The organism is Streptomyces sp. NPDC044571 (genome assembly GCF_040647115.1).
Taxonomy (GTDB): Bacteria; Actinomycetota; Actinomycetes; order Streptomycetales; family Streptomycetaceae; genus Streptomyces.
Genome location: NZ_JBEZBN010000008.1, coordinates 122075 through 145220, shown reverse-complemented (window position 1 = coordinate 145220; position 23146 = coordinate 122075). Strand labels below are relative to the sequence as shown.

Sequence of the window (23146 nt, the reverse complement as noted above, 5' to 3'; positions counted from 1 at the left end):
CACACCTTCGGTCGTCCCCTGGTCGGCCGGGGCGCACGGCCACGCACGCTCCCCTAGGGACCATCCTCCCACCAACAGGGCTCGGCTATCCGCCCCGTGGCCAAACCGCATCGGCTCTTTCGCGCCAACCGGGCGTGCGCGAGGCATATTTCGGGAGGGCGGCGCGGGTCACGGGATGGTGAGGCCGAGCAGAGAGCGGACATACGCGTACTTCGCGGACAGCCGCTCGCGCGTGGGCCCGTCCAGTACGGCGAGCCGCGCCGGATCCGCGTTGTGCGCGAGGTCGGCCTCCTTGACCAGGAGGGCGCCGGGGGTGGCGAGGATCCGGGCCGTGTACTCCTCCAGCGGTTCGCCCGGGCGCTTGGTGACCGCGAGGACCATGTCCTTCACCGGCTGCGGGAGAGGGGCGGAGTCCAGCCACTCCCGGGACAGGGCGTCGTCCTCTACGGCGTCGTGCAGCCAGGCCGCCGCCTGCTGTTCGGGGCTGCCGCCCCGGGCGCGGACGCCCTCGGCCACGGCCGCCAGGTGCTCCGCGTACGGCCGGCCGGCCTTGTCGGTCTGGCCCTCGTGCGCGGCGCGGGCCAGGGCTTCGACCTCCAGGAGGGTCAGGGGCCGGCTCGTCATGCGATCTCCCTTGCTGCCGTACGCAGGGCCTCGGCGGCCCGGCGCACATCGGACTGCGTGGTACGCCAGTTGGAGAACGCGGCGCGCAGGGCGGGGGTTCCCGCGTAGACGGTGGGGGTGACGAAGACCTCCGACCGGATCGCCTCGCGGATGGCCGTGAGGCGAGCCGCGGTGGGTTCCGCGGCGAGGGTGAAGCAGACGACGTTCAGGCGGACCGGGGCGAGCAGGCGGAAGGCGGGGTCCCGGTCAAGGGCTGCGCCGAGGGCCTCGGCGCAGGCGATGTCGCGTTCGACGATCTCCCGATGGCCTTCGCGGCCGTACGCGCGCAGCGTGAACCAGGCGGCGAGGGCGCGCAGCCGGTGGGAGTTCTCGGGGGTGAGGTGGACCAGGTCGGGGTGGTCACCGAGGGGGCCGAGGTAGGCGGCGGCGTTCTGGAAGACGCGGGCCTGCAGGTCGCGGCGGCGGGTGAACTGGACGGCGCTGTCGTACGGGACGTTCAGCCATTTGTGCAGGTCGACGCAGAGGGAGTCGGAGGCGTCGAGGCCGGCGGCGAGGTGGGCACGGGCCGGGGAGAGTGCGGCGAAGGCGCCGAAGGCGGCGTCGGTGTGCAGCCAGAAGTCGTGGTGCTCCTTGAGGGCGGCGACGGCGCGGAGGTCGTCGAAGTCGACGGTGTTGACGGTGCCCGCGTTGGCCACGACCACGGCGGGGCCGGGGGTGTCGGCCAGCGCCCGGTCGAGGGCGGCCGGGTCCACGGCCTCGCGGCCGGGCAGGGTCGGGACGGCCACGAGGGAGCTGCGGCCGAGGCCGAGGACGGAGAGCGCCTTGGCGATGGAGGAGTGCGGGGCGCCGGAGAGGACCCGGACCGGGCCGAGCGCTGCCGCGCCGTCTTCGGCCGGGGAGACGCCGAGCCGTTCGCCGAGCCATTCGCGGGCGATGGCGAGGCCGGTGGTGTTGGACATGGTGGCGCCGCTGACGAAGGTGCCGGTGTGGGCGGGGCCGAGGTGGAAGAGCTCGCGGAGCCAGCCGACGGTCTCGCGTTCGAGGGCCTGGCCGGCGCCGTCGAGGGCGGAGTTGGAGTTCTGGTCGTGTACGGCGGTCAGCCAGTCGCCGGCGAGGGCGGCGGGGGTGGCGCCGCCGGTGACGAAGCCGAGGTAGCGGGGGCCGGCGGAGGCCGACAGGCGGGGGGCCCAGCGGTGTTGGAAGGCGGCGAGAGCCCCGTCCGCACCGGCGGGGCGGTCGGGGAGGGGCTCGTGGTGGGGCTCCGGCCCTTCCGGCCCCTCCGGCTCCGCACGGGGTACGACCGGACGCGCGTCGAGGGTCGCGAGGGTCTCGGCGGCGGTGCGGTGGGTGGCGGCGAGGAGCTCGGGGAGCCGGGCGAGGTCGGCGGCGAGGGCGGGGTGCATGGGGGAACGGTAGGAGCGGGCCGCCGCCCGGGGGCGGGCCAATCCGGCCCAAGTGGCCCGCCACCACCCGCACGGCGCCACCCGCACGGCTCCGCCCCTCGCCCACGCCGGCGTCGCGTCGGCGTCGGCGTCGGCGGCCCAAGTCCGGGGCCGTGCAGGGGTGCTGGGGCGGGAGGGGCGCCGTAGGGTCGGAGGATGAACGGGATGCGGTGGGTGGCGGGTGTGGTCGGTGGGGCCCTGGCGGCCGGGCTCCTGGCGGGGTGCGACGCCCCGCCGCCACCGAGGGCGGCGCCGGGGCCCACGGCCGGGACCGGCTCCGCCGGGACTCCGGGGCCGGTACGGCCGGAGTCGCCGTACGGCAGCGCCCCGCGGAGCGCGCCCGCCCCGGACGGGCCGTGCCCCGAGGGCGGGGTGCGGCTGCGCGAGGGGACCGGCGATGCCGCCATGGGGCTGCGGGTCGCGGACGTGCAGCTGGTGAACTGCGGTACGCAGCCGTACGCGCTGGAGGGCTATCCGGAGATCCGGCTGCTGGACAAGGCGCGTAGGCCCGTCGAGGTGACCGTCGGGCACGGGTCGAGCGGCATCACCACGGGCGCCCCCGCGATGGACGAGCCGCCGCGCCCGATGACGCTGGAGCCGGGGCAGGCCGCCTCGGTGGGGCTGGTGTGGCGGAACCTGGTCACCGATACGACCCGCCCGGCCGCCGAGGGCTGGGTGCTGGAGGTCACGCCCCGCCCCGGCGCGCCCCGGGTGGCGCTGGAACTCGCCCACTCCGTCGATCTGGGGAACACCGGGAAGCTCGGCATCGGCCCCTGGACCGGCATCGCGCGCTGAGCCCCGCCGGGCGTCGGCCTCCGAGCCCCGCTGCGCGTCGGCCCCGGCCAGCGGTCGGGGCGGTCAGGGCGAGCGGCGGAGCAGGAGGAGGGCCCGGTCGTCGTTGACGTCCTTGGCCACCTTTTCGATCAGGTGCCAGGCGGCGCCCTCCCAGCCGGCGGCGACGTAGCGGTCGGCTTCGCCGGTGAGGCGGTCGATGCCCTCGCCGATGTCACGGTCGGCGGTCTCGACGAGTCCGTCGGTGAACAGCATCAGGACGTCCCCGCGGCGCAGGTTGCCGCAGGCCGGTTCGAAGGCGGCCCCGTCGTAGACGCCGAGGAGCGGGCCCTCACCGGACACCTCCTGCCAGCGGCCGGTTCCGGCGGAGAGCTGGAGGGCGGGCAGGTGCCCGGCGGAGAGCAGTTCGTAGTCGCCGGTCTCCAGGTCGAGGACCAGGTGGATGGAGGTGGCGAAGCCCTCGTCCCAGTCCTGGCGGAGCAGGTAGCCGTTGGCGGCGGGCAGGAAGCCCTCCGGGGGCAGCGCGCCGAGCAGCCCGCCGAAGGCACCGGACAGCAGCAGGGCCCGCGAGCCGGCCTCCATGCCCTTGCCGGAGACGTCGGTCAGCACCACCTCCAGCGTCCGGCCGCCGTTGGTGCGGGCGGCCACGACGAAGTCCCCGGAGAAGGACTGGCCGCCGGCCGGGCGCAGGGCCATCTCGCGGTGCCAGCCGCGCGGCAGGGCGGGCAGCTTGCTCTGGACCCGGATGCGTTCGCGCAGGTCGAACAGCATGGTGCCGCCGCGGCGCCAGGGCACGCCGACGCGGCTGCGGAACTGGGCGATCACCAGCCCGAAGAACCCGCAGGCGGCGACGACCAGGACGGTGCCGGGGGTGACCCGGGCCGGCCCCTGGGTGTACGGGCCGAGGACCAGGGCTTCGACGATCAGGGCCGCGGCGGAGGCCGCGTACAGCCCGAGCAGGCTCGCGGGCCGCAGCAGCAGGCCGCCGGCGACGATCGGCAGGACGAGGGCGGAGGGCGAGAACCAGACCGGCAGCATCAGCGTGCCGCAGGCGATCGCGGGAATGGTCAGGAGCAGCCCGCCGAACGCGAGCCAGTCGGAGGCGTCGCCGCGGAAATAGTCGACGGCGGATTTGCGCAGGCTGGTGCGGACCCGGGCCGACAGCATGCGGGCCCGGGCCGTGAGCGTCTCCATGCGTGCTCCGGCCATTGCATCGGGACCCTATCCATCCTGGCCGTGCGCGCGCAGCGGGACCCCCTCAGCCGAGACGCACCTGAGATCACCCTCGAACACAGGCGCGTCGAACGCCGTGCCGGACGGCGGTCCTACGGCGCCTGGCAGGTGGGGCACCAGAAGAGGTTGCGGGCGGCCAGGCCGGCGGTGCGGATCTCTCCCCCGCAGATGTGGCAGGGCATGTTCGCCCTGCGGTAGACGTACACCTCGCCGCCGTGGTCGTCGACGCGGGGCGGGCGGCCCATGGCCTCGGGCAGGTGCTCGTCGCGGACGGTGTCGATCCGGTTGTTCCGTACGCCCTCGCGCATCAGGGCGGCCAGGTCGCGCCACATGGCGTCCCACTCGCCGCGGGTGAGGTCCTTGCCGAGGCGGTACGGGTCGATGCCGTGCCGGAAGAGGACCTCGGCGCGGTAGACGTTGCCGACGCCGGCGACGATCTTCTGGTCCATGAGCAGCGCGGCGACGGTGGTGCGGGAGCGGGAGATCCGCTCCCAGGCGCGGTCCGGGTCGTCGCCCTTCCTGAGCGGGTCGGGGCCGAGCCGGTCGCTTATCGCCTGCTTCTCCCCGTCCGTGATCAGGGCGCAGGTGGTCGGACCCCGCAGGTCGGAGTAGTGGCCTTCGTGGGCGATGCGCAGGCGGACGGTGTCGGTGGGCGGCGGTGCGGGGGCCGTGCCGATGGCGTACTTGCCGAACAGGCCCAGGTGGATGTGGACCCAGCCGCCGCCCTGGAAGCCGAGGAAGAGGTGCTTGCCGTGCGCGTCCACCCCGTCGAGGACACGGCCGTCGAGCAGCGCCGCGCTCTCGGCGAAGCGGCCCTGGGGGCTGCTGACCCGTACCTCCCGGCCCGCGAACCGGTCGCGGTGGTCCTGCGCCAGGCGGTGGATCGTATGCCCCTCGGGCACGGCTGTTCTCCTCGGATGTCCTCGAAGCGGGCCCGCCCCGTGCCGCCGGCCCCGCGGGCCCGGCGGCACGGGCGTGTCCTACTGGTCCTGCGGGTGGTGGGCCGGGATCGGGGGGAGCTCGCCGGTCTGCTCGTAGGCCGAGAGCATGTCGATGCGGCGGGTGTGGCGCTCCTCGCCGGAGTACGGGGTCGCCAGGAAGGCCTCGATGAAGGCGACTGCCTCGTCCTGGGTGTGCATCCGGCCGCCGACGGAGATCACGTTGGCGTTGTTGTGCTCACGGCCGAGCTTCGCGGTCTCGACGCTCCAGGCCAGGATGGCGCGGACGCCCTTGACCTTGTTCGCGGCGATCTGCTCGCCGTTGCCGGAGCCGCCGATCACGATGCCGAGGCTGTCGGCGTCCGCGGCTGTCTTCTCCGCGGCGCGCAGGCAGAACGGCGGGTAGTCGTCGACGGCGTCGTAAATGTGGGGCCCGCAGTCGACGGGCTCGTGGCCGTTGTTCTTGAGCCAGTCCACGAGGTGGTTCTTGAGCTCAAAGCCGGCATGGTCGGATCCGAGGTACACGCGCATGGGACGAGTGTGGCATGAGCGGCTCCGCCGACCCTCAGCGGGTGTCGCGTAAGTCACTTCTAAAGCTCAAGTAAACCCAAAGAGCGCAGATGAGACACCGTGGGACCAAGGTCCCGGACCTTGGTCCCTCCGCAACGATCCGGATTGAGGTCTTCCGCCCGCCTTCATCTCGGGTTTGAATGCCGCAACTCGTAACCCGAGAAACCTAAGGATTCGTCCATGAGCACCACGACGACCCTTCAGAAGGCAGGCGACCCGTCCGGTAACTCCGGTGACGCCACGCCCTCCGATGGTCTCAAGGCCGGTCTCAAGAACCGCCACCTGTCCATGATCGCCATCGGCGGTGTCATCGGCGCCGGACTCTTCGTCGGCTCCGGCGGCGGTATCGCCAAGACCGGCCCCGCCATTCTGATCTCCTACGCGCTCGTCGGCGCGCTGGTCGTCTTCGTGATGCGGATGCTCGGCGAGATGGCCGCCGCCAGCCCGAACTCGGGCTCGTTCTCCGCCTACGCCGACCGTGCGCTGGGCCGCTGGGCCGGCTTCTCCATCGGCTGGCTGTACTGGTTCTTCTGGGTCGTCGTGCTGGCCGTGGAGGCCACCGCCGGTGCGGTGATCCTTGAGGGCTGGGTCCCGGCGGTCCCGCAGTGGGCCTGGGCCCTGATCGTGATGGCGGTCCTGACCATCACGAACCTCGGCTCCGTCTCCTCGTACGGCGAGTTCGAGTTCTGGTTCGCCGGCATCAAGGTCGTCGCCATCGGCGCCTTCGTCGTGATCGGCATGCTCGCCGTCTTCGGCGTGCTGCCGGGCTCCGACAACCCGGGCGCGGGCTTCGCGCACCTGACCGACACCGGCGGCTTCATGCCGAACGGCTGGGGCTCGATCCTCACCGGTGTGCTGATGGTCGTCTTCTCCTTCATGGGCAGCGAGATCGTCACCCTGGCGGCCGGTGAGTCCGAGGACCCGCGCCGCGCGGTCACCAAGGCCACCAACTCGGTGATCTGGCGCATCGGCGTCTTCTACCTGGGCTCGATCTTCATCGTGCTGACGCTGCTGCCGTGGAACGACGCGTCGATCGTCAAGAAGGGCTCGTACGTCGCCGCCCTGGACTCCATCGGCATCGCGCACGCCGGCCAGATCATGAACGTGATCGTCCTGACGGCCGTGCTGTCCTGCCTGAACTCGGGCCTCTACACCGCCTCCCGCATGGCGTTCTCGCTGGGCGAGCGCGGTGACGCGCCGAAGGCCTTCGCCAAGGTCAACGCCAAGGGCGTGCCGACCGCCGCGATCCTCGGCTCCGTGGTCTTCGGCTTCGTCGCCGTCTACTTCAACTACGCCTTCAAGGACACCGTCTTCAGCTTCCTGCTGAACTCCTCGGGTGCGATCGCGCTGTTCGTGTGGCTGGTGATCTGCCTGACGCAGCTGCGGATGCGCAAGATCCTGGTGCGCGAGGCGCCGGACAAGCTGACGGTGAAGATGTGGCTCTTCCCGTACCTGACCTGGGCCACCGCCGCGATGATCACCTTCGTCCTGGGCTACATGGTCTACGACAAGGACAACCGCGAGACCGTGATGCTGTCCCTGCTGGTCGCCGCCATCGTGCTGGTGATCGGTGTCGTGCGCGACGTCCGCCGCAAGGCCGCCGAGCGCGCGTAGGGACCCGCCCGTACGTACGACAGCAGCCCCGGACCGCCGCTCGCGGTCCGGGGCTGCCGTGCAGTCGGGGGCTGCCGCGCAGGCAGGTGCCTCAGCTGCGGCCGGCCAGCTTCCACGCGGCGGGCAGCAGGCCCATCGCCAGGGCGGCCTTGAGGGCGTCGCCGATCAGGAACGGGGTCAGGCCCGCCGCCACGGCCGCGCCGAAGGACATCCCGGTGGCCAGGGCGAGGTAGGGCACGCCGACCCCGTAGATGATCGCGGAGCCGAGCGCCATCGTGCCCGCCGTGCGCAGCACCGAGCGGTCGGCGCCGCGCCGCGCCAGGGCTCCGACGACGGTGGTGGCGAGCAGCATGCCGAGGACGTAGCCGAAGGAGGCGCCGCCCGCGCCGGAGGTGCCGTTCGCGAACCACGGCACGCCGGCCATGCCGACGAGGGCGTACAGGGCCAGCGAGAGGAAGCCGCGTCCGGCGCCGAGCGCCGTGCCGACGAGCAGTGCGGCGAAGGTCTGGCCGGTGACCGGGACCGGTGAACCGGGAACGGGTACGGAGAGCTGCGCGGCCAGACCGGTGAGGGCGGCTCCGCCGACGACGAGCGCGATGTCGCGCACCCGGCTCGCGGGCAGCAGGTCCGCGAGGACGGCGCCGGGGCGGAAGGAGACGGAAGCAGTGCTCATCAAGGGCTCCGCGGGATGAGAGGGGACGGGACGATCACCGACGCTAGTGCGCGGTCCGCCGCCGCCCCACCGCCGCCCGGGACAAAGCCGTACTCCCCGGTTTGGTGGGGAGTGCACAAAGAGCCGGGTTCACACCCGAGTTGTAGTGATACGCATCACGAGCCAGATCCAATCACACGTCCGTTTTGCGCGGACGGGCTCCGCCCGGCGAGACTGTAGGTTCCCGCCAATCCCCCGGCCACGACTGCCGGAGGTACCCGCACTGCGGAGCCCCCACCGCCGCATCGAGCACGAGAGACACGAGCATCCACTCATGCGCGACCGCTTGTCCGACACCCCAGCGACCGGGCAGGACCTGCCCGCGGAACCTCTGAGCCACAGCCTCAAGCAGCGCCACCTGACCATGCTGGGCCTCGGCGGCGTGATCGGCGCCGGGCTGTTCGTCGGCTCCGGAGCGGGCATCGGCATCGCCGGCCCCGCGATCATCTGCTCGTACCTGCTGGCGGGCGCGCTCGCCATGCTGGTCATGCGGATGCTCGGGGAGATGTCCGCCGCGATGCCCGCGTCCGGTTCCTTCTCCGTGTACGCGGAGCGTGCGCTGGGCCGCTGGGCCGGTTTCTCGGCGGGCTGGCTGTACTGGTTCCTGCTGGTCGTGGTGCTCGCCGTGGAGGCGACCGGCGCCGCGAAGATCGCGAACGGCTGGCTGCCGTCGGTGGACCAGTGGGTCTGGGTGCTGGTCTTCATGGTGGTCTTCACCGTGAGCAACCTGGCCGCCGTGAAGAACTTCGGCGAGTTCGAGTTCTGGTTCGCCGCCCTCAAGGTCGGCGCCATCGTGCTCTTCCTGATCCTCGGCACCCTTGCGGTCTTCGGCCTGCTCCCCGCTGCGTCCGATTTCTCTGGCGATCCCGTCGGCGCGGTCAACCTGAGCGGGCACGGCGGCTTCTTCCCGAAGGGCGCCGGAGGTGTCATCGCGGGCATGCTCGCCGTCGTCTTCGCCTTCGGCGGCCTGGAGGTCGTCACCATCGCGGCCGCCGAGTCGGACGACCCGGCGCGCTCGGTGGCCCGCGCCGTGCGCAGCGCCGTGTGGCGGATCCTGTTCTTCTACGTCGGCTCGATGGTCGTCATCGTGACCCTGCTGCCGTGGGACTCGCTGAAGCCGGGTCAGAGCCCGTACGTCGCGGTGCTCGACTCCATCGGCATCCCGGCGGCCGGCCAGATCATGAACATCGTGGTCTTCGTGGCGCTGCTGTCGGCGCTGAACGCCAATCTGTACGGGTCCTCGCGCATGGTGTTCTCGCTGGCCGAACGGGGTGAGGCGCCCAAGGCACTGCTGAAGGTGTCGGGCGGCGGGGTGCCGCGCCGGGCCGTGTTCGCCTCGGTGGCCTTCGGGTTCGCGTCGGTGGTGCTGAACCTGCTGTGGCCGGACACGGTCTTCCTCTACATGCTGAACGCCGTCGGCGCGGTGCTGCTGTTCGTGTGGGCGCTGATCGCGGTGTCCCAGCTGAGGCTGCGCGGGCGGTTGGAGCGGGACATGCCGGAGCGGCTGACGCTGCGGATGTGGTGCTTCCCGTACCTGACGTGGGCTGCGCTGCTCGGCATGGGCGCGGTGTTCGTCCTGATGCTGTTCGACGACTCGGCGCGGCCGCAGCTGCTGTGGTCCTCAGGAGCGGCGGCCGTGGTGCTGGTGGTGGCGTGGGTACGGGAGCTGCGCGCGGCGAAGTCCTGAGGTCGGCGTCTCCCCGCCTCCGCGAAGCCCCCCGTGCACCCGGCGCGGGGGGCTTCGCGCATCAGGTGCGCAGGTAAGAGGCGCCGTTGACGTCGAGGACCGCACCCGAGCTCCAGCGCGCGGCGGGCGAGGCCAGGTGGAGCACGGCGGCGGCCACCTCCCGCGGGGTGCCGACCCGGCCGAAGGGGCTCTGCGCCCGGATCCGCTCGCCCTCCTCGCCGTCGAGCCGCCCGGCGACCCGTTCGGTGGCCACGAAGCCGGGTGCCACGGAGGCCACGGCGATGCCGTGCGGCGCCAGGGAGACGGCGAGCGACTGGCCGAGTGCGTGCAGGGCGGCCTTGGTGGCGCCGTAGGCCGGGTGATCGGGCTCGCCACGGAAGGCCCCGCGCGAGCCGATGTTGACGATGCGGCCCTCCCGTCGGCCGTCGATCATGTGGCGGGCCACGCAGTAGGAGAGGTGGGCGGGGCCGAACAGGTTCACGGCGGCCGTGTGCCGCCAGGCGTCCTGCCACGCGTCGTAGGAGGTCGTGGGCAGCGGGTGCGCGACCATCACCGCGGCGTTGTTGACGAGTACGTCGACCGCGCCGAGCGCCTCCTCGGCCCGGGCCGCGAGCGCCTCCACCTCAGCCGGGTCGCCGAGATCGCCGGTGACGAGGACGTGGCCGTCGCCCGGCAGGTCCGCGAGGGTGCGCTCGGCGTCCGCGTGCCGGACCGTGCAGTGCACCGCGACGCGGTCGCCCTGCTCGGCGAAGGCCGCGGCGATGGCCCGGCCGATCCCCCGGGACGCTCCGGTGACGAGTACGCCCCGGCCCGTCGCGGCCAATTCCCGTATGCCGTGGTCCATTCGGTCTCCTGCCGCCCGTCACCCGTGTCCTGCCGCCAGCGTACGGGGGTGATCACGGCCGGTCATTCGGCTGTCCGGATAGCGGACTCCTCCCATCCGGAGATCGGACAGAGGTGAGACTGGGGCACTTCACCCCGTCCACCCGCACACCGGACAGGCACGCACCCTCATGAGCCAGACCACCGTCACCCCTCCCCGCGCCCCGGGCGCGCCGCCCGCGGGCGCCTCCGGATCGTCCCTCGGCAACGGCCTCAAGCAGCGGCACCTTTCGATGATCGCCCTCGGTGGGGTGATCGGGGCCGGGCTCTTCGTCGGCTCGGGCGCCGGCATCGCCGCCGCGGGGCCCTCGATCGTCCTCGCGTACGCCGTGTCGGGGCTGCTCGTGATGTGCGTGATGCGGATGCTCGGCGAGATGTCCGCGGCGAACCCCGCCTCCGGCTCCTTCTCCGTGCACGCCGAGCGGGCGATCGGGCCGTGGGCCGGGTTCACGGCCGGCTGGATGTTCTGGACGCTGCTGTGCGTGGGCGTGGCCATCGAGGCGATCGGTGCGGCGCACATCATGACCGGCTGGTTCCCCGGCACCCCGTCCTGGATGTGGGTGCTGGCCTTCATGGCCTTGTTCTGCGGGACCAATCTGGCGGCGGTCTCGCACTTCGGCGAGTTCGAGTTCTGGTTCGCCACGCTCAAGATCGGCGCCATCGCGCTGTTCCTGGGCCTGGGCGTGCTGGCCGTGCTGGGCCTGCTGCCCGGCACCTCGTCCCCCGGCGCCGCGAACCTGGTCCACGACGGCGGCTTCCTGCCCCACGGGGTGGACGGCCTGCTGGTCGGCGTGCTCGCCTCCGTCGTCGCGTACGGCGGCCTGGAGACGGTGACCATCGCGGCGGCCGAGTCCGACGACCCCGTCAAGGGCGTGGCCCGGGCCGTGAGGACCACCATGTGGCGGATCGCGGTGGTCTACGTCGGCTCGATGCTGCTCATCGTGACACTGCTGCCGTGGAACGACCCGGCGGTGGCCGAGGACGGTCCGTACGCGGCGACCCTCGACCACCTGGGCATCCCGGCGGCGGGGGAGGTCATGAACGTGGTCATCCTGATCGCCCTGCTGTCCGCGATGAACGCGAACATCTACGGCTCCTCGCGGATGGCCCACTCGCTGGTGTCCCGCGGCCAGGGCCCGAAGGCGCTGGGCAAGGTCAGCGGCCGGGTGCCGCGCCGGGCGGTGCTGGCCTCCTGCGGTTTCGGCTTCACGACCGTGCTGCTGTCGTACTGGTACCCCGACACCCTCTTCGCCTGGCTGCTGAACATGGTCGGCGGGGTCGTCCTCGTCGTCTGGGGCTTCATCGCCGTGTCGCAGTTCGTGCTGCGGCGGCGCCTGGAGCGCGAGGTGCCCGGACAGCTCGCCGTGCGGATGTGGGGCTTCCCGTACCTGACGTGGGCGACGCTCGCCGGGGTCGTCGGCGTGCTGGTGCTGATGGCACTGGGCGAGGACACGCGGGTCCAGGTGGTCTTCACCGGCGGACTGACCCTCGCCCTGGCGGCGACCGGATACGCCGTGCAGCGCCGGGAGGTGGCCGGCAGCTGACCCGCCGTGAGACCGAGGACGGCCCCGTGCGGATGCACGGGGCCGTCTGCGTTCCGGTGAGGCAAGCCTTACGTGTTGACTGGAATAGATACTGCTAGCGTGCAGTTGCGCATAACTTGCAATAAGAAGTTGGCACGCCGAGGGGACCGGACACACGCATGGCCATCTACACGCTTCCCGAGCTTCCGTACGACTACGCGGCGCTGGAGCCGGTGATCAACCCGCAGATCATCGAGCTGCACCACGACAAGCACCACGCGGCCTACGTCGCGGGCGCCAACTCCACGCTGGAGCAGCTGGAGGAGGCGCGCGACAAGGAGAACTGGGCCGCGCTGAACGGCCTGGAGAAGAACCTCGCCTTCCACCTCTCCGGCCACATCCTGCACAGCATCTACTGGCACAACATGGCCAGCCCGAAGACGGGCGAGGGCGGCGGCGAGCCGACGGCGGCGGATGGCCTCGGCGAGCTGGCCGACGCGATCACCGAGTCTTTCGGCTCCTTCGCGAAGTTCAAGAAGCAGCTGACCTTCGCCTCCTCCGCCACCCAGGGCTCCGGTTGGGGCGTGCTCGCCTACGAGCCGGTCAGCGGGCGCCTGATCGTCGAGCAGATCTACGACCACCAGGGCAACGTGGGCGCCGCAAGCACCCCGATCCTGGTCTTCGACGCCTGGGAGCACGCCTTCTACCTCCAGTACAAGAACCAGAAGGTGGACTTCATCGAGGCGATGTGGAACGTCGTCAACTGGCAGGACGTGGCCCGCCGCTACGCCGACGCCAAGGCGCACACCCCGCTGCTGATCCCCGCCAAGGGCTGATCCCCGTCACGGGCTGATCACCACCCCGGCCCGTCCGCTTCGTGATCGTCTTCTCACCTTTCACCGGCGGACGTGTACAGCAGGAGACCCCCGCGATGACGTGAATCGCGGGGGTCTCCTGTGTCTGCGCGGGGCTGTGCGGGACTGCTACTCGAAGCTCGGGCCCTGGGTCCGGCTGCGCTTGATCTCGTAGAAGCCGGGGGTGGAGGCGACGAGCAGGGTGCCGTCCCACAGCCGGGCGGCGGCCTCACCCCGCGGGGTGGGCGTGACGACCGGACCGAAGAAGGCCACATCGGAGCCGTCGGCACCGGGCACGGAGATCACCGGGGTGCCGACCTCCTGGCCGACGCGGTCGATGCCGTTGTTGTGCGACTCGCGCAGCACCTCGTCGTACTCGTCGGAGTCGGCGTAGGCGAGCAGCTCCGCCGGGAGGCCGACCTCCTCCAGCGCGGCGGCGATGACCTCGCGGGTGTTGCCGAGGTCCTGGTTGTGAATGCGGGTGCCGAGCGCGGTGTAGAGCTTGCCCGTGACCTCGTCACCATGCTTCTGCTGGGCGGCGATCACGACGCGCACCGGAGCCCAGCCCTTGGGGCCGAGCAGTTCGCGGTAGCGCTCGGGCAGCTCGTCGAGCTTGTTCTCGTTCAGTACGGCAAGGCTCATCACGTGCCAGCGGACCTCGACGTCACGGACCTTCTCGACCTCCAGCATCCAGCGGGAGGTCATCCAGGCCCAGGGGCAGAGCGGGTCGAACCAGAAGTCGACCGGGGTCTTCTCTCGCACCTGGGTGTCGGGCATGGCTCTCCTCGAATCGCATAAGGGCATCACAGGTCGTGTTCACCCTCGCCAACCAGGCCGGAGGCGTGCGCATTCCCCCGTGGGAGGATTCGATCCGGTATAGCGAACACGCACGAAGGAGTGCACGTGCCCGGAGAGAATCTGTCCCGTGACGAGGCCCGCGAGCGGGCGGAGCTGTTGTCCGTCGACGGGTACGACGTGGTCCTCGACCTGAGGTCCGCCGTGGACGAGGCCGAACCGGCCGAGGGCCCGCGGACCTTCCGCTCGGTGACGACGATCCGCTTCCGGGCCGCCGCCCCCGGCTCCGCCACCTTCGCGGACCTGATCGCCCCCTCCGTCAACTCCGTCGTCCTCAACGGCCGCGAGCTGGACCCGGCCGCGGTCTTCGACGGGGCGCGGATCGCCCTGGAGGGACTGGCCTCCGAGAACGTCCTGGTGGTGGACGCCAACTGCGCGTACAGCCGTACGGGTGAGGGTCTGCACCGGTTCGTGGACCCGGAGGACGGCGAGGTCTACCTCTACACGCAGTACGAGCCCGCGGACGCCCGGCGGGTGTACGCGAACTTCGAGCAGCCCGACCTGAAGGCGCCCTACCGCTTCGAGGTGACCGCGCCCGAGGGCTGGCAGGTATGGAGCAACGGCGCGGAGGAGTCCCGGGAGGGCGGGGTCTGGCGGTTCGCCGAGACCGCGCCGATCTCGACGTACATCACCTGCGTGGTGGCCGGCCCGTACCACTACGTGACCGACACCTACCGGCGCGGGGACCTGGTGATCCCGCTGGGCGCGATGTGCCGCAAGGGGCTGGCCAAGCACTTCGACGCGGACGACGTCTTCCTGGTCACCAAGCAGGGCTTCGACTTCTTCCACGAGCACTTCGACTACCCGTACCCCTTCGGCAAGTACGACCAGGCGTTCGTGCCCGAGTACAACCTCGGCGCGATGGAGAACCCGGGGATGGTGACCTTCCGCGAGGAGTACATCTTCCGGGGGAAGGTGACACGGGCGGCGTACGAGCGGCGCTGCAACACGATCCTCCACGAGATGGCCCACATGTGGTTCGGCGACCTCGTCACCATGAAGTGGTGGGACGACCTGTGGCTGAAGGAGTCCTTCGCGGACTTCATGGGCTCCTTCTCGCAGGTGGAGGCGACCCGCTTCGACCAGGCGTGGGTGACCTTCGCGAACAGCCGTAAGGCCTGGGCCTACGGGGCCGACCAGCTGCCGTCCACGCACCCGATCACGGCCGACATCCGTGATCTGGAGGACGCCAAGCTGAACTTCGACGGGATCACCTACGCCAAGGGCGCGGCGGTGCTCAAGCAGCTCGTCGCGTACGTGGGCCGGGACGCCTTCCTGGAGGGGGCGCGGCGCTACTTCAAGGCCAACGCGTACGGGAACACGACGCTGGACGACCTGCTGTCGGTCCTCGGGGAGGTCTCCGGGCGGGACATGGCCGAGTGGTCGCGGGCCTGGCTGCAGACGGCCGGCGTGAACGTGCTGACGCCGGTGGTGACGTACGACGCGGGCGGCCGGGTGACCGAGCTGGCGGTCGTCCAGGACGGCGAAGAGCTCCGCCCGCACCGGGTGGCGGTCGGCCTGTACCGGCGGGAGTCCGGCGCGCTGGTGCGCTACGCGCGGGCCGAGGCGGACGTGGCCGGCGTACGGACGGTCGTGGCGGAACTGGCCGGACAGGAGCGGCCCGACCTGGTGCTGGTCAACGACGAGGACCTCACCTACTGCAAGATCCGCTTCGACGAGGCCTCGCTGGAGACGCTGCGCGCGCACCTGGGCGAGCTCACGGACCCGCTGGCGCGGGCGCTGTGCTGGTCGGCGCTGTGGAACCTGACGCGGGACGGGCTGATGCCGGCGCGCGACTTCGTCTCCTTCCTGCTCGCCCACGCGGGCCGCGAGAGCGACGTGGGCGTGCTGCAGATGCTGCACTCGCAGGCGCTGACCGCGGTCACCCACTACGCGGCGCCCGGGTGGCGCGAGCAGGGCGGCAAGGCGCTGGCGGCGGGTGCGCTGCAGGAGCTGCGCAGGGCGGAGCCCGGCTCGGAGCACCAGCTGACCTGGGCCCGCTTCTTCGCGGCGGGCGCGACGACGGAGGGCGACTTCCAGCTGCTGCTGGGGCTGCTGGACGGTTCGGCGCGGATCGACGGCCTGGAGGTGGACCAGGAGCTGCGCTGGGACTTCCTGCTGCCGCTGGCCGCGCACGGCGCGGTCGACGAGTCGGTGCTGACGGCGGAACTGGCGCGGGACGACACGGCCTCGGGCAAGCGCCACCAGGTGCGGTGCCTGGCGGCGCGCCCCTCGGCGGCGGTCAAGGACCAGGCGTGGGCGGCGGTGGTCGAGTCGGACGCGCTGTCGAACGCGCTGGTGGAGGCGACGATCGCGGGGATGCAGCAGTCTTCGCAGCGGGCCCTGCTGGCACCGTACACGGAGCGCTACTTCGAGGTGATCGAGCGGATCTGGGCGGAGCGTTCGATCCAGATCGGCATGCACGTGGTGCGCGGGCTGTACCCGGCGCTGCAGGACGACCGGGCCACGCTGGAGGCCACGGACGCCTGGCTGGCGGCCCACGCCTCGGCCGCCCCGGCCCTGCGCCGCCTGGTGCTGGAGGCCCGCGACGACCTGGCCCGGGCCTTGCGCGCCCAGGCGTGCGACGCGGCGGCGGGCGCCTGACGGAGTCCTGGTGCCGCCCGCTTCCCGGCGGGGCCGCAGTGCGGCCCCGCCGGGAGCGACCGGGGGAGGCGAAAGGCAGAGGCGAACGGCGGTATCGGTCATCGAACGTCCGTACTTTAGCCCCAGCTTGTCCGGATTTGTCGACGGGATCGTAACAGGGGTTAGCGGGGCCGGGGCCAGCGGGAATCTCCGCAGCATGAACCACAACGCACCCCTCCCCCTCGCCCACCTCACCGCCAACCGCCCCCGGGTGATGACCCTGGCGCAGCTGCGCGAGCACGGCGTCACCGCTTCCGACGCCGCGGGGCGGCCCTGGCAGGAAATCCTGCCGGGGGTGTTCCTCCTCCACCCGGGCGCGGCCACCAGCGAGGAACGGCTGCACGCCGCCCTGCTGTACGCGGGCCGCCGCGGCGGCGAGGTCATGATCACCGGGCTGGCGGCCCTGGCCCTGTACCGCTTCGGCTCCGCGCCCGCCCTGCTCGGCCTCGCGCAGATCGACGTCCTGGTCCCGCACACCCGCCGGCTGCGCTCCGTCGGCAGCGTGCGCATCGTCCGGGCGCACACCCCTCCCCTGCCGCAGGAGGTGACCGGCCTGCCCGTGGCCCCGGTGGCGCGGGCGGTCGCCGACGCCGTCTCGCAGCTCTCCGACGCCGGGAGCGTACGCCGGCTGCTCAGCGAGGCGGTCCGCGGCGGGCACTGCGAACCGGCCGCGATCGTCCGGGAGTTGACGGTGGCCCGGCTGCTGAACCGGTCACATGTCGTGGACGCGGTCGAGTCCCTGCTCGCGGAGGGCCGGGCCATCGCCGAGGACCGCCTCTACCAGCTCGTACGGGGCTTCGAACTGCCCGAGCCGGTCTGGAACGTGGACCTGCGCGTGCCCGGCGGCCCGCACCTCGGCGGGGTCGACGCGTACTGGCCGGAGCAGGCGGTGGCCGTGGAGATCGACACCCGCGCCCCCCGGCAGGGCGAGGACGAGCAGTGGTCGGAGGCCGTGCGCAAGCGCGAGACCCTGGAGCGGCTCGGGGTGACCGTCATCCACATCACCCCGCGCAAGCTCCGCGACTGGCCCGAGCAGCAGGCCGCGGTCGTCCGGACCGCCCTGACGGCGTCCGGCGACCGCGAACCCGCCGCCTACCTGGTGGTGCTCCCCCGGTGAACCGGGAGCGCCGGGTTGGCCGGGGAGTACTCCGGCGCACTCCAGCGCAGCCGCCCGGGATGCAGTGCCTCCACCACCGATTCGACGGTGAAGCGGACACTGCGGGCCCCGTCCGCGGCGAACCCGGTCCGGGCCCGTCCGCTGAGCTGGAGCACCGACCCGCTCTCCCAGTCGGGGAACAGCAGCCCGGCCCGCGGATCCGCCGCCAGGTTCCCCAGCGTCAGGAACATGGCATTGCCGGGGTAGTCCGGCCAGGCCAGCTCGACCGGCGAGAGCACCTCCACGAAGCCCGGGAACCCGCCCCGGTGGCTGGCGTCGGCCCCGTCCTCGGCGGTGGTCGCGACGAAGAAGGTGTCGGCGAGGCGGACCGCCCGCTCCTGGCCGGGGGTGAGGGACCGCCCGCGCCGCACGACGCCGGGCCCTTCGTCGACGCGCTCCAGCGGCTGCCGCTTCTGGAGGTACTTCGGGCAGTTGGAGAAGACCTGCTCGGCCTCGACCGCGAAGCCGCCCCCGGTCACCTCCAGGGTTCCGTTGAGCCGCATCCGGCGCCGGGTGCGCGGGTCCAGGGCGATCGTCCCGACGCGGGTGCCGGCGGTGGCCAGCGCCTCGGCGAGCGGATCACCGACCGGCAGACCGCCGGCGACCGCGATCCGGTGCGGACCGGTGGCCCGTACGAATCCGGGCGCGCCGGTGAGCAGGGAGGCCCACAGGGCCCCCGCGGGGTCGGCGGCGCCGACGACCAGGTGCGGTTGCTGCTCCAGGAAGGCTGCGGCGACCTCGCGGATGCCGGTGCCGATCGAGCGGCCGACGTGCTCGGCGGCCGCGCGTACGCCGACCCGCTCCTGCACGGCCAGCGAGCCCTGGTTGTAGGGGCCGGGCATTAGAAGAATCCGCAGGTCGGAGCCCCCGCGGTGGGGGCGGGCGCGTTCTCGGCGCCGGCCGGTACGGAGATCTCCAGGCGGGTGCCGTCGGGGTCGTGGAAGAAGATGCCGCCGGAGGCCGCGCCCTCGCGGTGGGCCACGACGCCCTCGTAGGCGAAGTCGGTGCCCAGCTCGCGCAGGCGCGCCTCGTACTCCCGGACCTGCTCGATCGTGTCGGCGGCCAGCGCCAGGTGGTGCAGTCCGGCCGTGGCGGGGACGTACGCGCCGTCGGCCTGCTGCCACAGCGTGAGGACGAGCTCGCCGTCGTGGCCGAGGAAGGCGAAGCGGCGGCCGTCCTCCTTGCCCTCGCCGAGGAGGGCGAAGCCGAGGGCGTCGCGGTAGAAGGCGAGCGAGCGGTCCAGGTCGGTGACGTTGAGGCCCACGTGGCCGGTGCGGAGCGTGCTGATGGCGGTCGACATGACAGTCCCTTCCCCGGGGCCGAGCCCCGGGAATCCGAGATTTCTAACCTTCTAAATCGAGGTTAGAGGTTATACAGGGAGGCGTCAACCGCTCACGTACTCTTGAGGGGTTAGCGGCACGCAGGAGGCGGACATGACGACGGCGGACCCACGCCCCCTGACCGGGGAACCGGTCTCCCTCGACCTGCTGAACACCCGCTGGATGCGGGAGGGCGAGCTCACCGACCTGTTCGCCGGCGCGTTCGGCCTGAGCCGGGTCGAAGGACTCGCCGTCTGGCTGCGGAGCACCGGGCTGGACGACCGCTTCAGGGCCGACGCCGCGACCCTGGTCCACCTCATGACCGCCCGCGAGGCACTGGCCCGGGCGGTCGCCGACCCGGCCGACGAGAGCGCGCGGGCACTGGTCGACGCCGTACTGGAGCACGGCCGCATCCGGGCCACGCTGACCGCCGAAGGGCCGGGCGAGCGGGCCGAGTTCGACGATCCGTCCTGGGGGCCGGCCTGGACGGCCGCCCGCGACTACCTGGAACTGCTGCGCACCTCGCCCGAGCGGATCCGCGCGTGCGCATCCGAGACCTGCGTGCTGCACTTCCACGACACCTCGCGCAACGGCACGCGGCGCTGGTGCTCGATGGCCGTCTGCGGGAACCGGGCCAAGGCGTCACGCCACTACGCGCGCACGCGCGAGCGCTGAGAAGCCAAAAGTTGTCACACCCCGCCCTCGACTGAACGCGGTCCCACCCTCGTCACGCAGTCGGGAAGTCTACAAATCCACTCTTCAACCCCTGGGATTCGTAGGGGTATGCCCTGGTACGGCGCCGATGGCGGCTCCTCCGAGCTGGCGAGAGTCCGCCATGGCAGGTCTCGGTCAATGACAAGGCTCCCCAAACAGCTGTCACGTACGCAAAGCTGACCGGTCATCCGGCACCGAAATCCGGACCGTATCTTTCACTTATCCAGGGATGCTGATGACCCTCGAATCCCCCAGCTCCATATCCGGGGCCAGACGCGTCGCACGCGTCGCGGCCGCGGCCGGCCTGGTCGCCGCCCTCGCGACCGCGGGCGCCGTGCCCGTGTTCGCGGCGACCGGCACCGGCGCGGGCACCCCGGGCACCGGCCCGGCGGTCAAGTCCGCCGACCAGAAGCTCGGTTCGGCCGATGCCGAGCTGCTGCAGGAGGCCAAGGCCAAGGGTGACGCGACCGTCACCGTCATGATGGCCACGGCCCCCGGCCAGACCAAGCAGGTCGCCGACCAGCTCGGCTCGGTCCAGGGCGCTTCCGTAGGCCAGACGAACGACAAGCTCGGCTACGTGCGCGCCACCCTGCCCACCGGCAAGGCTGACGCCGCCCTCAAGGCCGCGGCCAAGCTGTCGTCCGTGCACGGCATCGACCTGAAGCACGAGATCCAGCTGCCGGACCCGCGCCCCGACGCGGGCAAGGAGTCGGGCTCGGTCCTGAAGACGGCCTCCGAGACGTACCCCGGGCCGGACAAGAACACCCCGGCGAAGAACCCGTACAACCCGTCCTTCGAGACCGGTGCGGTGGACTTCGTCGCCAAGAACCCGCAGGCCGACGGCCGCGGGGTCACCATCGGCATCCTGGACTCCGGCGTCGACCTCGGTCACCCCGCGCTCCAGAAGACCACCACCGGCGAGCGCAAGATCGTCGACTGGGTCACCGCGACCGACCCGATCCTGGACAACGACGCCACCTGGCGCGCCCAGATCACCCCGGTCACCGCCGGCGGCGGCTCCTTCACCGCGGGCGGCCAGAGCTGGAAGGCTCCGGAGGGCTCGTTCCAGTGGAGCCGCTTCACCGAGTCGATCACCGCCAACGGTGACATGAAGGGCGACGTCAACCGGGACGGCGACACCACCGACCGGTTCGGCATGCTCTACGACCCGGCCGCCGGCACCGTCCGCGTCGACACCGACCAGGACGGCGACTTCACGAACAACGAGCCGATGAAGCCGTACAAGGACGGCTACCAGATCGGTTACTTCGGCACGGACAACCCGGCGACCGACGTCGCCGAGCGCATCCCGTTCGTGATCCAGATCCGCAAGGACGTCCCGATGGACCCGCTGGGTGGTGACTGGGTCGGCAAGAAGGCCGACTTCGTCAACATCGGCATCATCGAGTCCGAGCACGGCACGCACGTCGCGGGCATCACCGCCGCCAACAGCCTCTTCGGCGGCAAGATGAACGGCGAGGCGCCCGGAGCGAAGATCGTCTCCTCGCGCGCCTGCTCCTGGGCGGGCGGCTGCACCAACATCGCGCTGACCGAGGGCATGATCGACCTCGTCGTGAACCGCGGCGTGGACATCGTCAACATGTCCATCGGCGGCCTGCCAGCGCTGAACGACGGCAACAACGCGCGCTCCGAGCTCTACAAGAACCTCATCGACACCTACGGTGTCCAGCTCGTCATCTCGGCGGGCAACGAGGGCCCCGGTGTCAACACCATCGGCGACCCCGGTCTCGCGGACAAGGTCATCTCCGTGGGCGCCGCGGTCTCCAAGGAGACCTGGGCCGCCAACTACGGCTCCGGCGTGGCCAAGAAGTACAACATGTTCCCGTTCTCCTCGCGCGGTCCGCGTGAGGACGGCGGCTTCACGCCGACCATCACCGCCCCCGGCGCGGCCATCAACACCACCCAGACCTGGCTGCCCGGCGGCCCGGTCAAGGAGGCCGGCTACGACCTCCCGGCCGGCTACTCCATGCTGCAGGGCACCTCGATGTCCTCGCCGCAGGCGGCGGGCGCCGGCGCCCTGCTGATCTCGGCCGCCAAGCAGCAGAAGATCGCGCTGACCCCGGCGAGCCTGCGCGTGGCGCTCACCAGCACCGCGAAGAAGATCGACGACGTCCCGGCGCACGCCCAGGGCGCGGGCCTGATCGACATCAACGCCGCGTGGGAGTCCATCCAGCGCGGTGCCAAGGCCAACGAGTTCACCGTCAAGGCGCCGGTCGACACCGCGATCGACCAGTTCCTGAAGACCCCGGGCTTCGGCACCGGCCTCTACGACCGCGAGGGCGGCCTGAAGGTCGGCCAGAAGAAGGTCTACGACGTCGTCGTGACCCGCACCACGGGCGTCAAGTACGGCACCCGGCACAACCTGAGCTGGCGCAACAACGACGGCACCTTCAAGGTCGTCGGCGGCTACGACTACGTCACCCTGCCGCTGAACAAGCCCGTCACCATCAAGGTCGAGGCCAACGTCAAGTCGGCCGGCGTCCACAGCGGCATCCTCCAGCTCGACGACGAGACCACCGAGGGCATCGACAAGCAGATCCTCGCCACGGTCGTCGCCTCCACCCCGCTGGCCAAGCCGTCGTTCACGCTGTCGGACACCTCCTCCGTGCAGCGCAACAGCCACAAGTCGTACTTCGTCACCGTGCCGCAGGGCGCGAAGTCTCTTGAGGTCGCCCTCGGCGGTCTCGCGGCGGGCAGCCAGACGCGCTTCATCTCGATCCACCCGTACGGTGTGGGCGTCGAGGACAGCGCCACGACCCAGTGCTACCCGAACTACGACAACCCGGCCAACAAGTGCCGCCCCGACCTGCGCTCGTACGAGAACCCGCAGCCGGGCGTCTGGGAGATCGAGGTCGAGTCGCGCCGCACCTCCCCGCTGCTCGACAACCCGTTCAAGCTGGACGTCAGCGTCCTCGGCGCGGCCTTCGACCCGGCGGTCAAGGTCCTGCCCGAGGTGAAGCAGGGCACCCCGGCCCCGGTCCAGTGGACCGTCAAGAACGAGGCCGCGGCCATCACCGACGGCAAGCTCCAGGGCGGCCCGCTCGGTTCCGCGAAGGTCGCCAAGCCGACCATCGGCAACGGCGAGCAGCAGACCACCACCGTCACCATCGGTGAGGGCGTCTCCCGCCTGGACGTCGCCATCGGCAAGGTCTCCGACACGGGTGCCGACCTCGACCTCGACGTCTTCAAGGACGGCGTGAAGGTCGGCTCCTCCGCGGACGGCGACTCCGAGGAGGCCGTGAGCCTGCTCAACCCGGCGGCCGGCACCTACACCTTCGTGGTCACCGGCTACGCGGTCCCGTCCGGCTCCACCACGTACGACTACCGCGACGTGTACTTCTCCTCCGCCCTGGGCTCCGTCCAGGTGGACGGGGCCGCCGCGGTGAACCTCGCCAACGGCGCCTCGGCGAACGTCTCGGCGAACGTCGTGGTGAACAGCGCGGCGCCCGAGGGCCGCCAGTTCTTCGGCCAGGTCAGCCTGCTCAACGCCCGCGGCACGGCCGCCGGCACCGGCAGCGTCCAGATCGAGAAGGTCCTCCCGTAGTTCCACCGGTTCCAGACCGGAGG

The 23146-nt window shown here is 71.6% G+C and carries 19 protein-coding genes; 9 read left to right on the top strand and 10 right to left on the bottom strand.

All coding sequences use genetic code 11. The annotated features are described in order from the left end of the window. Positions 1-168: 168 nt before the first annotated feature. Positions 169-624, bottom strand: a complete 456-nt coding sequence (locus AB0B01_RS06815) for an HD domain-containing protein (protein ID WP_361713653.1) — start codon at positions 622-624, stop codon at positions 169-171. Next, on the bottom strand, positions 621-2027 hold the full coding sequence (locus AB0B01_RS06810; protein WP_361713651.1) for a pyridoxal-dependent decarboxylase: 1407 nt from the start codon (positions 2025-2027) through the stop codon (positions 621-623). The genes AB0B01_RS06815 and AB0B01_RS06810 overlap by 4 nt, the downstream gene beginning before the upstream one ends. Positions 2028-2222: 195 nt before the next feature. On the opposite strand from AB0B01_RS06810, the gene AB0B01_RS06805 reads away from it, so the two are divergent. Then, on the top strand, positions 2223-2861 hold the full coding sequence (locus AB0B01_RS06805; protein WP_361713649.1) for a DUF4232 domain-containing protein: 639 nt from the start codon (positions 2223-2225) through the stop codon (positions 2859-2861). A 63-nt stretch (positions 2862-2924) separates the two neighbouring features. Here AB0B01_RS06805 and AB0B01_RS06800 read toward each other — a convergent pair whose 3' ends face one another. From AB0B01_RS06800 to AB0B01_RS06790, 3 genes are all read right to left on the bottom strand, one after another. Then, the gene (locus AB0B01_RS06800) at positions 2925-4052 is read right to left on the bottom strand and encodes a PP2C family protein-serine/threonine phosphatase (protein WP_361713647.1); all 1128 of its coding nucleotides are present in this window, start codon (positions 4050-4052) and stop codon (positions 2925-2927) included. 131 nt (positions 4053-4183) lie between these two features. Continuing rightward, positions 4184-4993, bottom strand: a complete 810-nt coding sequence (locus AB0B01_RS06795) for a DNA-formamidopyrimidine glycosylase family protein (protein ID WP_361713645.1) — start codon at positions 4991-4993, stop codon at positions 4184-4186. Between the two features lie 78 nt (positions 4994-5071). After that, the gene (locus tag AB0B01_RS06790; protein WP_361713643.1) at positions 5072-5560 is read right to left on the bottom strand and encodes a ribose-5-phosphate isomerase; all 489 of its coding nucleotides are present in this window, start codon (positions 5558-5560) and stop codon (positions 5072-5074) included. A 219-nt stretch (positions 5561-5779) separates the two neighbouring features. On the opposite strand from AB0B01_RS06790, the gene AB0B01_RS06785 reads away from it, so the two are divergent. Then, a complete protein-coding gene (locus AB0B01_RS06785) occupies positions 5780-7213 on the top strand; it encodes an amino acid permease (protein WP_361713641.1) in 1434 nt (477 codons plus the stop codon). 91 nt (positions 7214-7304) lie between these two features. Here the strand turns inward: AB0B01_RS06785 and AB0B01_RS06780 are convergent, their stop codons facing one another. Then, positions 7305-7886, bottom strand: coding sequence for a biotin transporter BioY (locus AB0B01_RS06780; RefSeq protein ID WP_361713639.1), 582 nt, complete (start codon positions 7884-7886; stop codon positions 7305-7307). Positions 7887-8199: 313 nt separating this feature from the next. On the opposite strand from AB0B01_RS06780, the gene AB0B01_RS06775 reads away from it, so the two are divergent. Next, positions 8200-9612 (top strand): amino acid permease, encoded by a 1413-nt coding sequence (locus AB0B01_RS06775; protein ID WP_361713637.1) that lies wholly within the window; start codon positions 8200-8202, stop codon positions 9610-9612. Between the two features lie 61 nt (positions 9613-9673). Here AB0B01_RS06775 and AB0B01_RS06770 read toward each other — a convergent pair whose 3' ends face one another. Further along, positions 9674-10456: an SDR family oxidoreductase gene (locus tag AB0B01_RS06770; RefSeq protein WP_361713635.1), complete on the bottom strand. Its 783-nt coding sequence runs from the start codon at positions 10454-10456 to the stop codon at positions 9674-9676. A 169-nt stretch (positions 10457-10625) separates the two neighbouring features. On the opposite strand from AB0B01_RS06770, the gene AB0B01_RS06765 reads away from it, so the two are divergent. Both AB0B01_RS06765 and AB0B01_RS06760 read left to right on the top strand, forming a co-directional pair. Then, positions 10626-12038, top strand: coding sequence for an amino acid permease (locus AB0B01_RS06765; protein ID WP_361713633.1), 1413 nt, complete (start codon positions 10626-10628; stop codon positions 12036-12038). A 158-nt stretch (positions 12039-12196) separates the two neighbouring features. After that, a complete protein-coding gene (locus AB0B01_RS06760) occupies positions 12197-12853 on the top strand; it encodes a superoxide dismutase (RefSeq protein WP_361713631.1) in 657 nt (218 codons plus the stop codon). Between the two features lie 147 nt (positions 12854-13000). Here AB0B01_RS06760 and AB0B01_RS06755 read toward each other — a convergent pair whose 3' ends face one another. Beyond that, a complete protein-coding gene (locus AB0B01_RS06755) occupies positions 13001-13648 on the bottom strand; it encodes a DsbA family protein (RefSeq protein ID WP_361713630.1) in 648 nt (215 codons plus the stop codon). Between the two features lie 126 nt (positions 13649-13774). Here AB0B01_RS06755 and pepN point away from each other — a divergent pair, with 126 nt between their 5' ends. Continuing rightward, positions 13775-16330 (top strand): aminopeptidase N, encoded by a 2556-nt coding sequence (pepN, locus tag AB0B01_RS06750; RefSeq protein ID WP_361713628.1) that lies wholly within the window; start codon positions 13775-13777, stop codon positions 16328-16330. 196 nt (positions 16331-16526) lie between these two features. Continuing rightward, on the top strand, positions 16527-17486 hold the full coding sequence (locus AB0B01_RS06745; RefSeq protein ID WP_361713626.1) for a hypothetical protein: 960 nt from the start codon (positions 16527-16529) through the stop codon (positions 17484-17486). Here the strand turns inward: AB0B01_RS06745 and AB0B01_RS06740 are convergent. Together AB0B01_RS06740 and AB0B01_RS06735 are read right to left on the bottom strand one after the other, a co-directional pair. Next, on the bottom strand, positions 17462-18367 hold the full coding sequence (locus tag AB0B01_RS06740) for a pyridoxamine 5'-phosphate oxidase family protein (protein ID WP_361713624.1): 906 nt from the start codon (positions 18365-18367) through the stop codon (positions 17462-17464). The genes AB0B01_RS06745 and AB0B01_RS06740 overlap by 25 nt on opposite strands. Next, entirely contained in the window at positions 18367-18825 is a 459-nt protein-coding gene (locus tag AB0B01_RS06735) for a VOC family protein (RefSeq protein ID WP_361713622.1), read from the bottom strand. The genes AB0B01_RS06740 and AB0B01_RS06735 overlap by 1 nt, the downstream gene beginning before the upstream one ends. 133 nt (positions 18826-18958) lie before the next feature. Between AB0B01_RS06735 and AB0B01_RS06730 the strand changes: the two genes are divergently transcribed. Next, positions 18959-19519, top strand: a complete 561-nt coding sequence (locus AB0B01_RS06730; RefSeq protein ID WP_361713620.1) for a CGNR zinc finger domain-containing protein — start codon at positions 18959-18961, stop codon at positions 19517-19519. Between the two features lie 274 nt (positions 19520-19793). Then, the gene (locus AB0B01_RS06725) at positions 19794-23123 is read left to right on the top strand and encodes a S8 family serine peptidase (RefSeq protein WP_361713618.1); all 3330 of its coding nucleotides are present in this window, start codon (positions 19794-19796) and stop codon (positions 23121-23123) included. The last annotated feature ends 23 nt before the right edge of the window (positions 23124-23146 follow it).

Excerpts from the sequence above, each read along its gene's own strand:
- AB0B01_RS06815 (WP_361713653.1), bottom strand. The coding sequence starts at position 624 with ATGACGAGCCGGCCCCTGACCCTCCTGGAGGTCGAAGCCCTGGCCCGC.
- AB0B01_RS06810 (WP_361713651.1), bottom strand. The coding sequence starts at position 2,027 with ATGCACCCCGCCCTCGCCGCCGACCTCGCCCGGCTCCCCGAGCTCCTC.
- AB0B01_RS06805 (WP_361713649.1), top strand. The coding sequence starts at position 2,223 with ATGAACGGGATGCGGTGGGTGGCGGGTGTGGTCGGTGGGGCCCTGGCG.
- AB0B01_RS06800 (WP_361713647.1), bottom strand. The coding sequence starts at position 4,052 with ATGGAGACGCTCACGGCCCGGGCCCGCATGCTGTCGGCCCGGGTCCGC.
- AB0B01_RS06790 (WP_361713643.1), bottom strand. The coding sequence starts at position 5,560 with ATGCGCGTGTACCTCGGATCCGACCATGCCGGCTTTGAGCTCAAGAAC.
- AB0B01_RS06785 (WP_361713641.1), top strand. The coding sequence starts at position 5,780 with ATGAGCACCACGACGACCCTTCAGAAGGCAGGCGACCCGTCCGGTAAC.
- AB0B01_RS06780 (WP_361713639.1), bottom strand. The coding sequence starts at position 7,886 with ATGAGCACTGCTTCCGTCTCCTTCCGCCCCGGCGCCGTCCTCGCGGAC.
- AB0B01_RS06775 (WP_361713637.1), top strand. The coding sequence starts at position 8,200 with ATGCGCGACCGCTTGTCCGACACCCCAGCGACCGGGCAGGACCTGCCC.
- AB0B01_RS06770 (WP_361713635.1), bottom strand. The coding sequence starts at position 10,456 with ATGGACCACGGCATACGGGAATTGGCCGCGACGGGCCGGGGCGTACTC.
- AB0B01_RS06765 (WP_361713633.1), top strand. The coding sequence starts at position 10,626 with ATGAGCCAGACCACCGTCACCCCTCCCCGCGCCCCGGGCGCGCCGCCC.
- AB0B01_RS06760 (WP_361713631.1), top strand. The coding sequence starts at position 12,197 with ATGGCCATCTACACGCTTCCCGAGCTTCCGTACGACTACGCGGCGCTG.
- AB0B01_RS06755 (WP_361713630.1), bottom strand. The coding sequence starts at position 13,648 with ATGCCCGACACCCAGGTGCGAGAGAAGACCCCGGTCGACTTCTGGTTC.
- AB0B01_RS06745 (WP_361713626.1), top strand. The coding sequence starts at position 16,527 with ATGAACCACAACGCACCCCTCCCCCTCGCCCACCTCACCGCCAACCGC.
- AB0B01_RS06740 (WP_361713624.1), bottom strand. The coding sequence starts at position 18,367 with ATGCCCGGCCCCTACAACCAGGGCTCGCTGGCCGTGCAGGAGCGGGTC.
- AB0B01_RS06735 (WP_361713622.1), bottom strand. The coding sequence starts at position 18,825 with ATGTCGACCGCCATCAGCACGCTCCGCACCGGCCACGTGGGCCTCAAC.
- AB0B01_RS06730 (WP_361713620.1), top strand. The coding sequence starts at position 18,959 with ATGACGACGGCGGACCCACGCCCCCTGACCGGGGAACCGGTCTCCCTC.
- AB0B01_RS06725 (WP_361713618.1), top strand. The coding sequence starts at position 19,794 with ATGACCCTCGAATCCCCCAGCTCCATATCCGGGGCCAGACGCGTCGCA.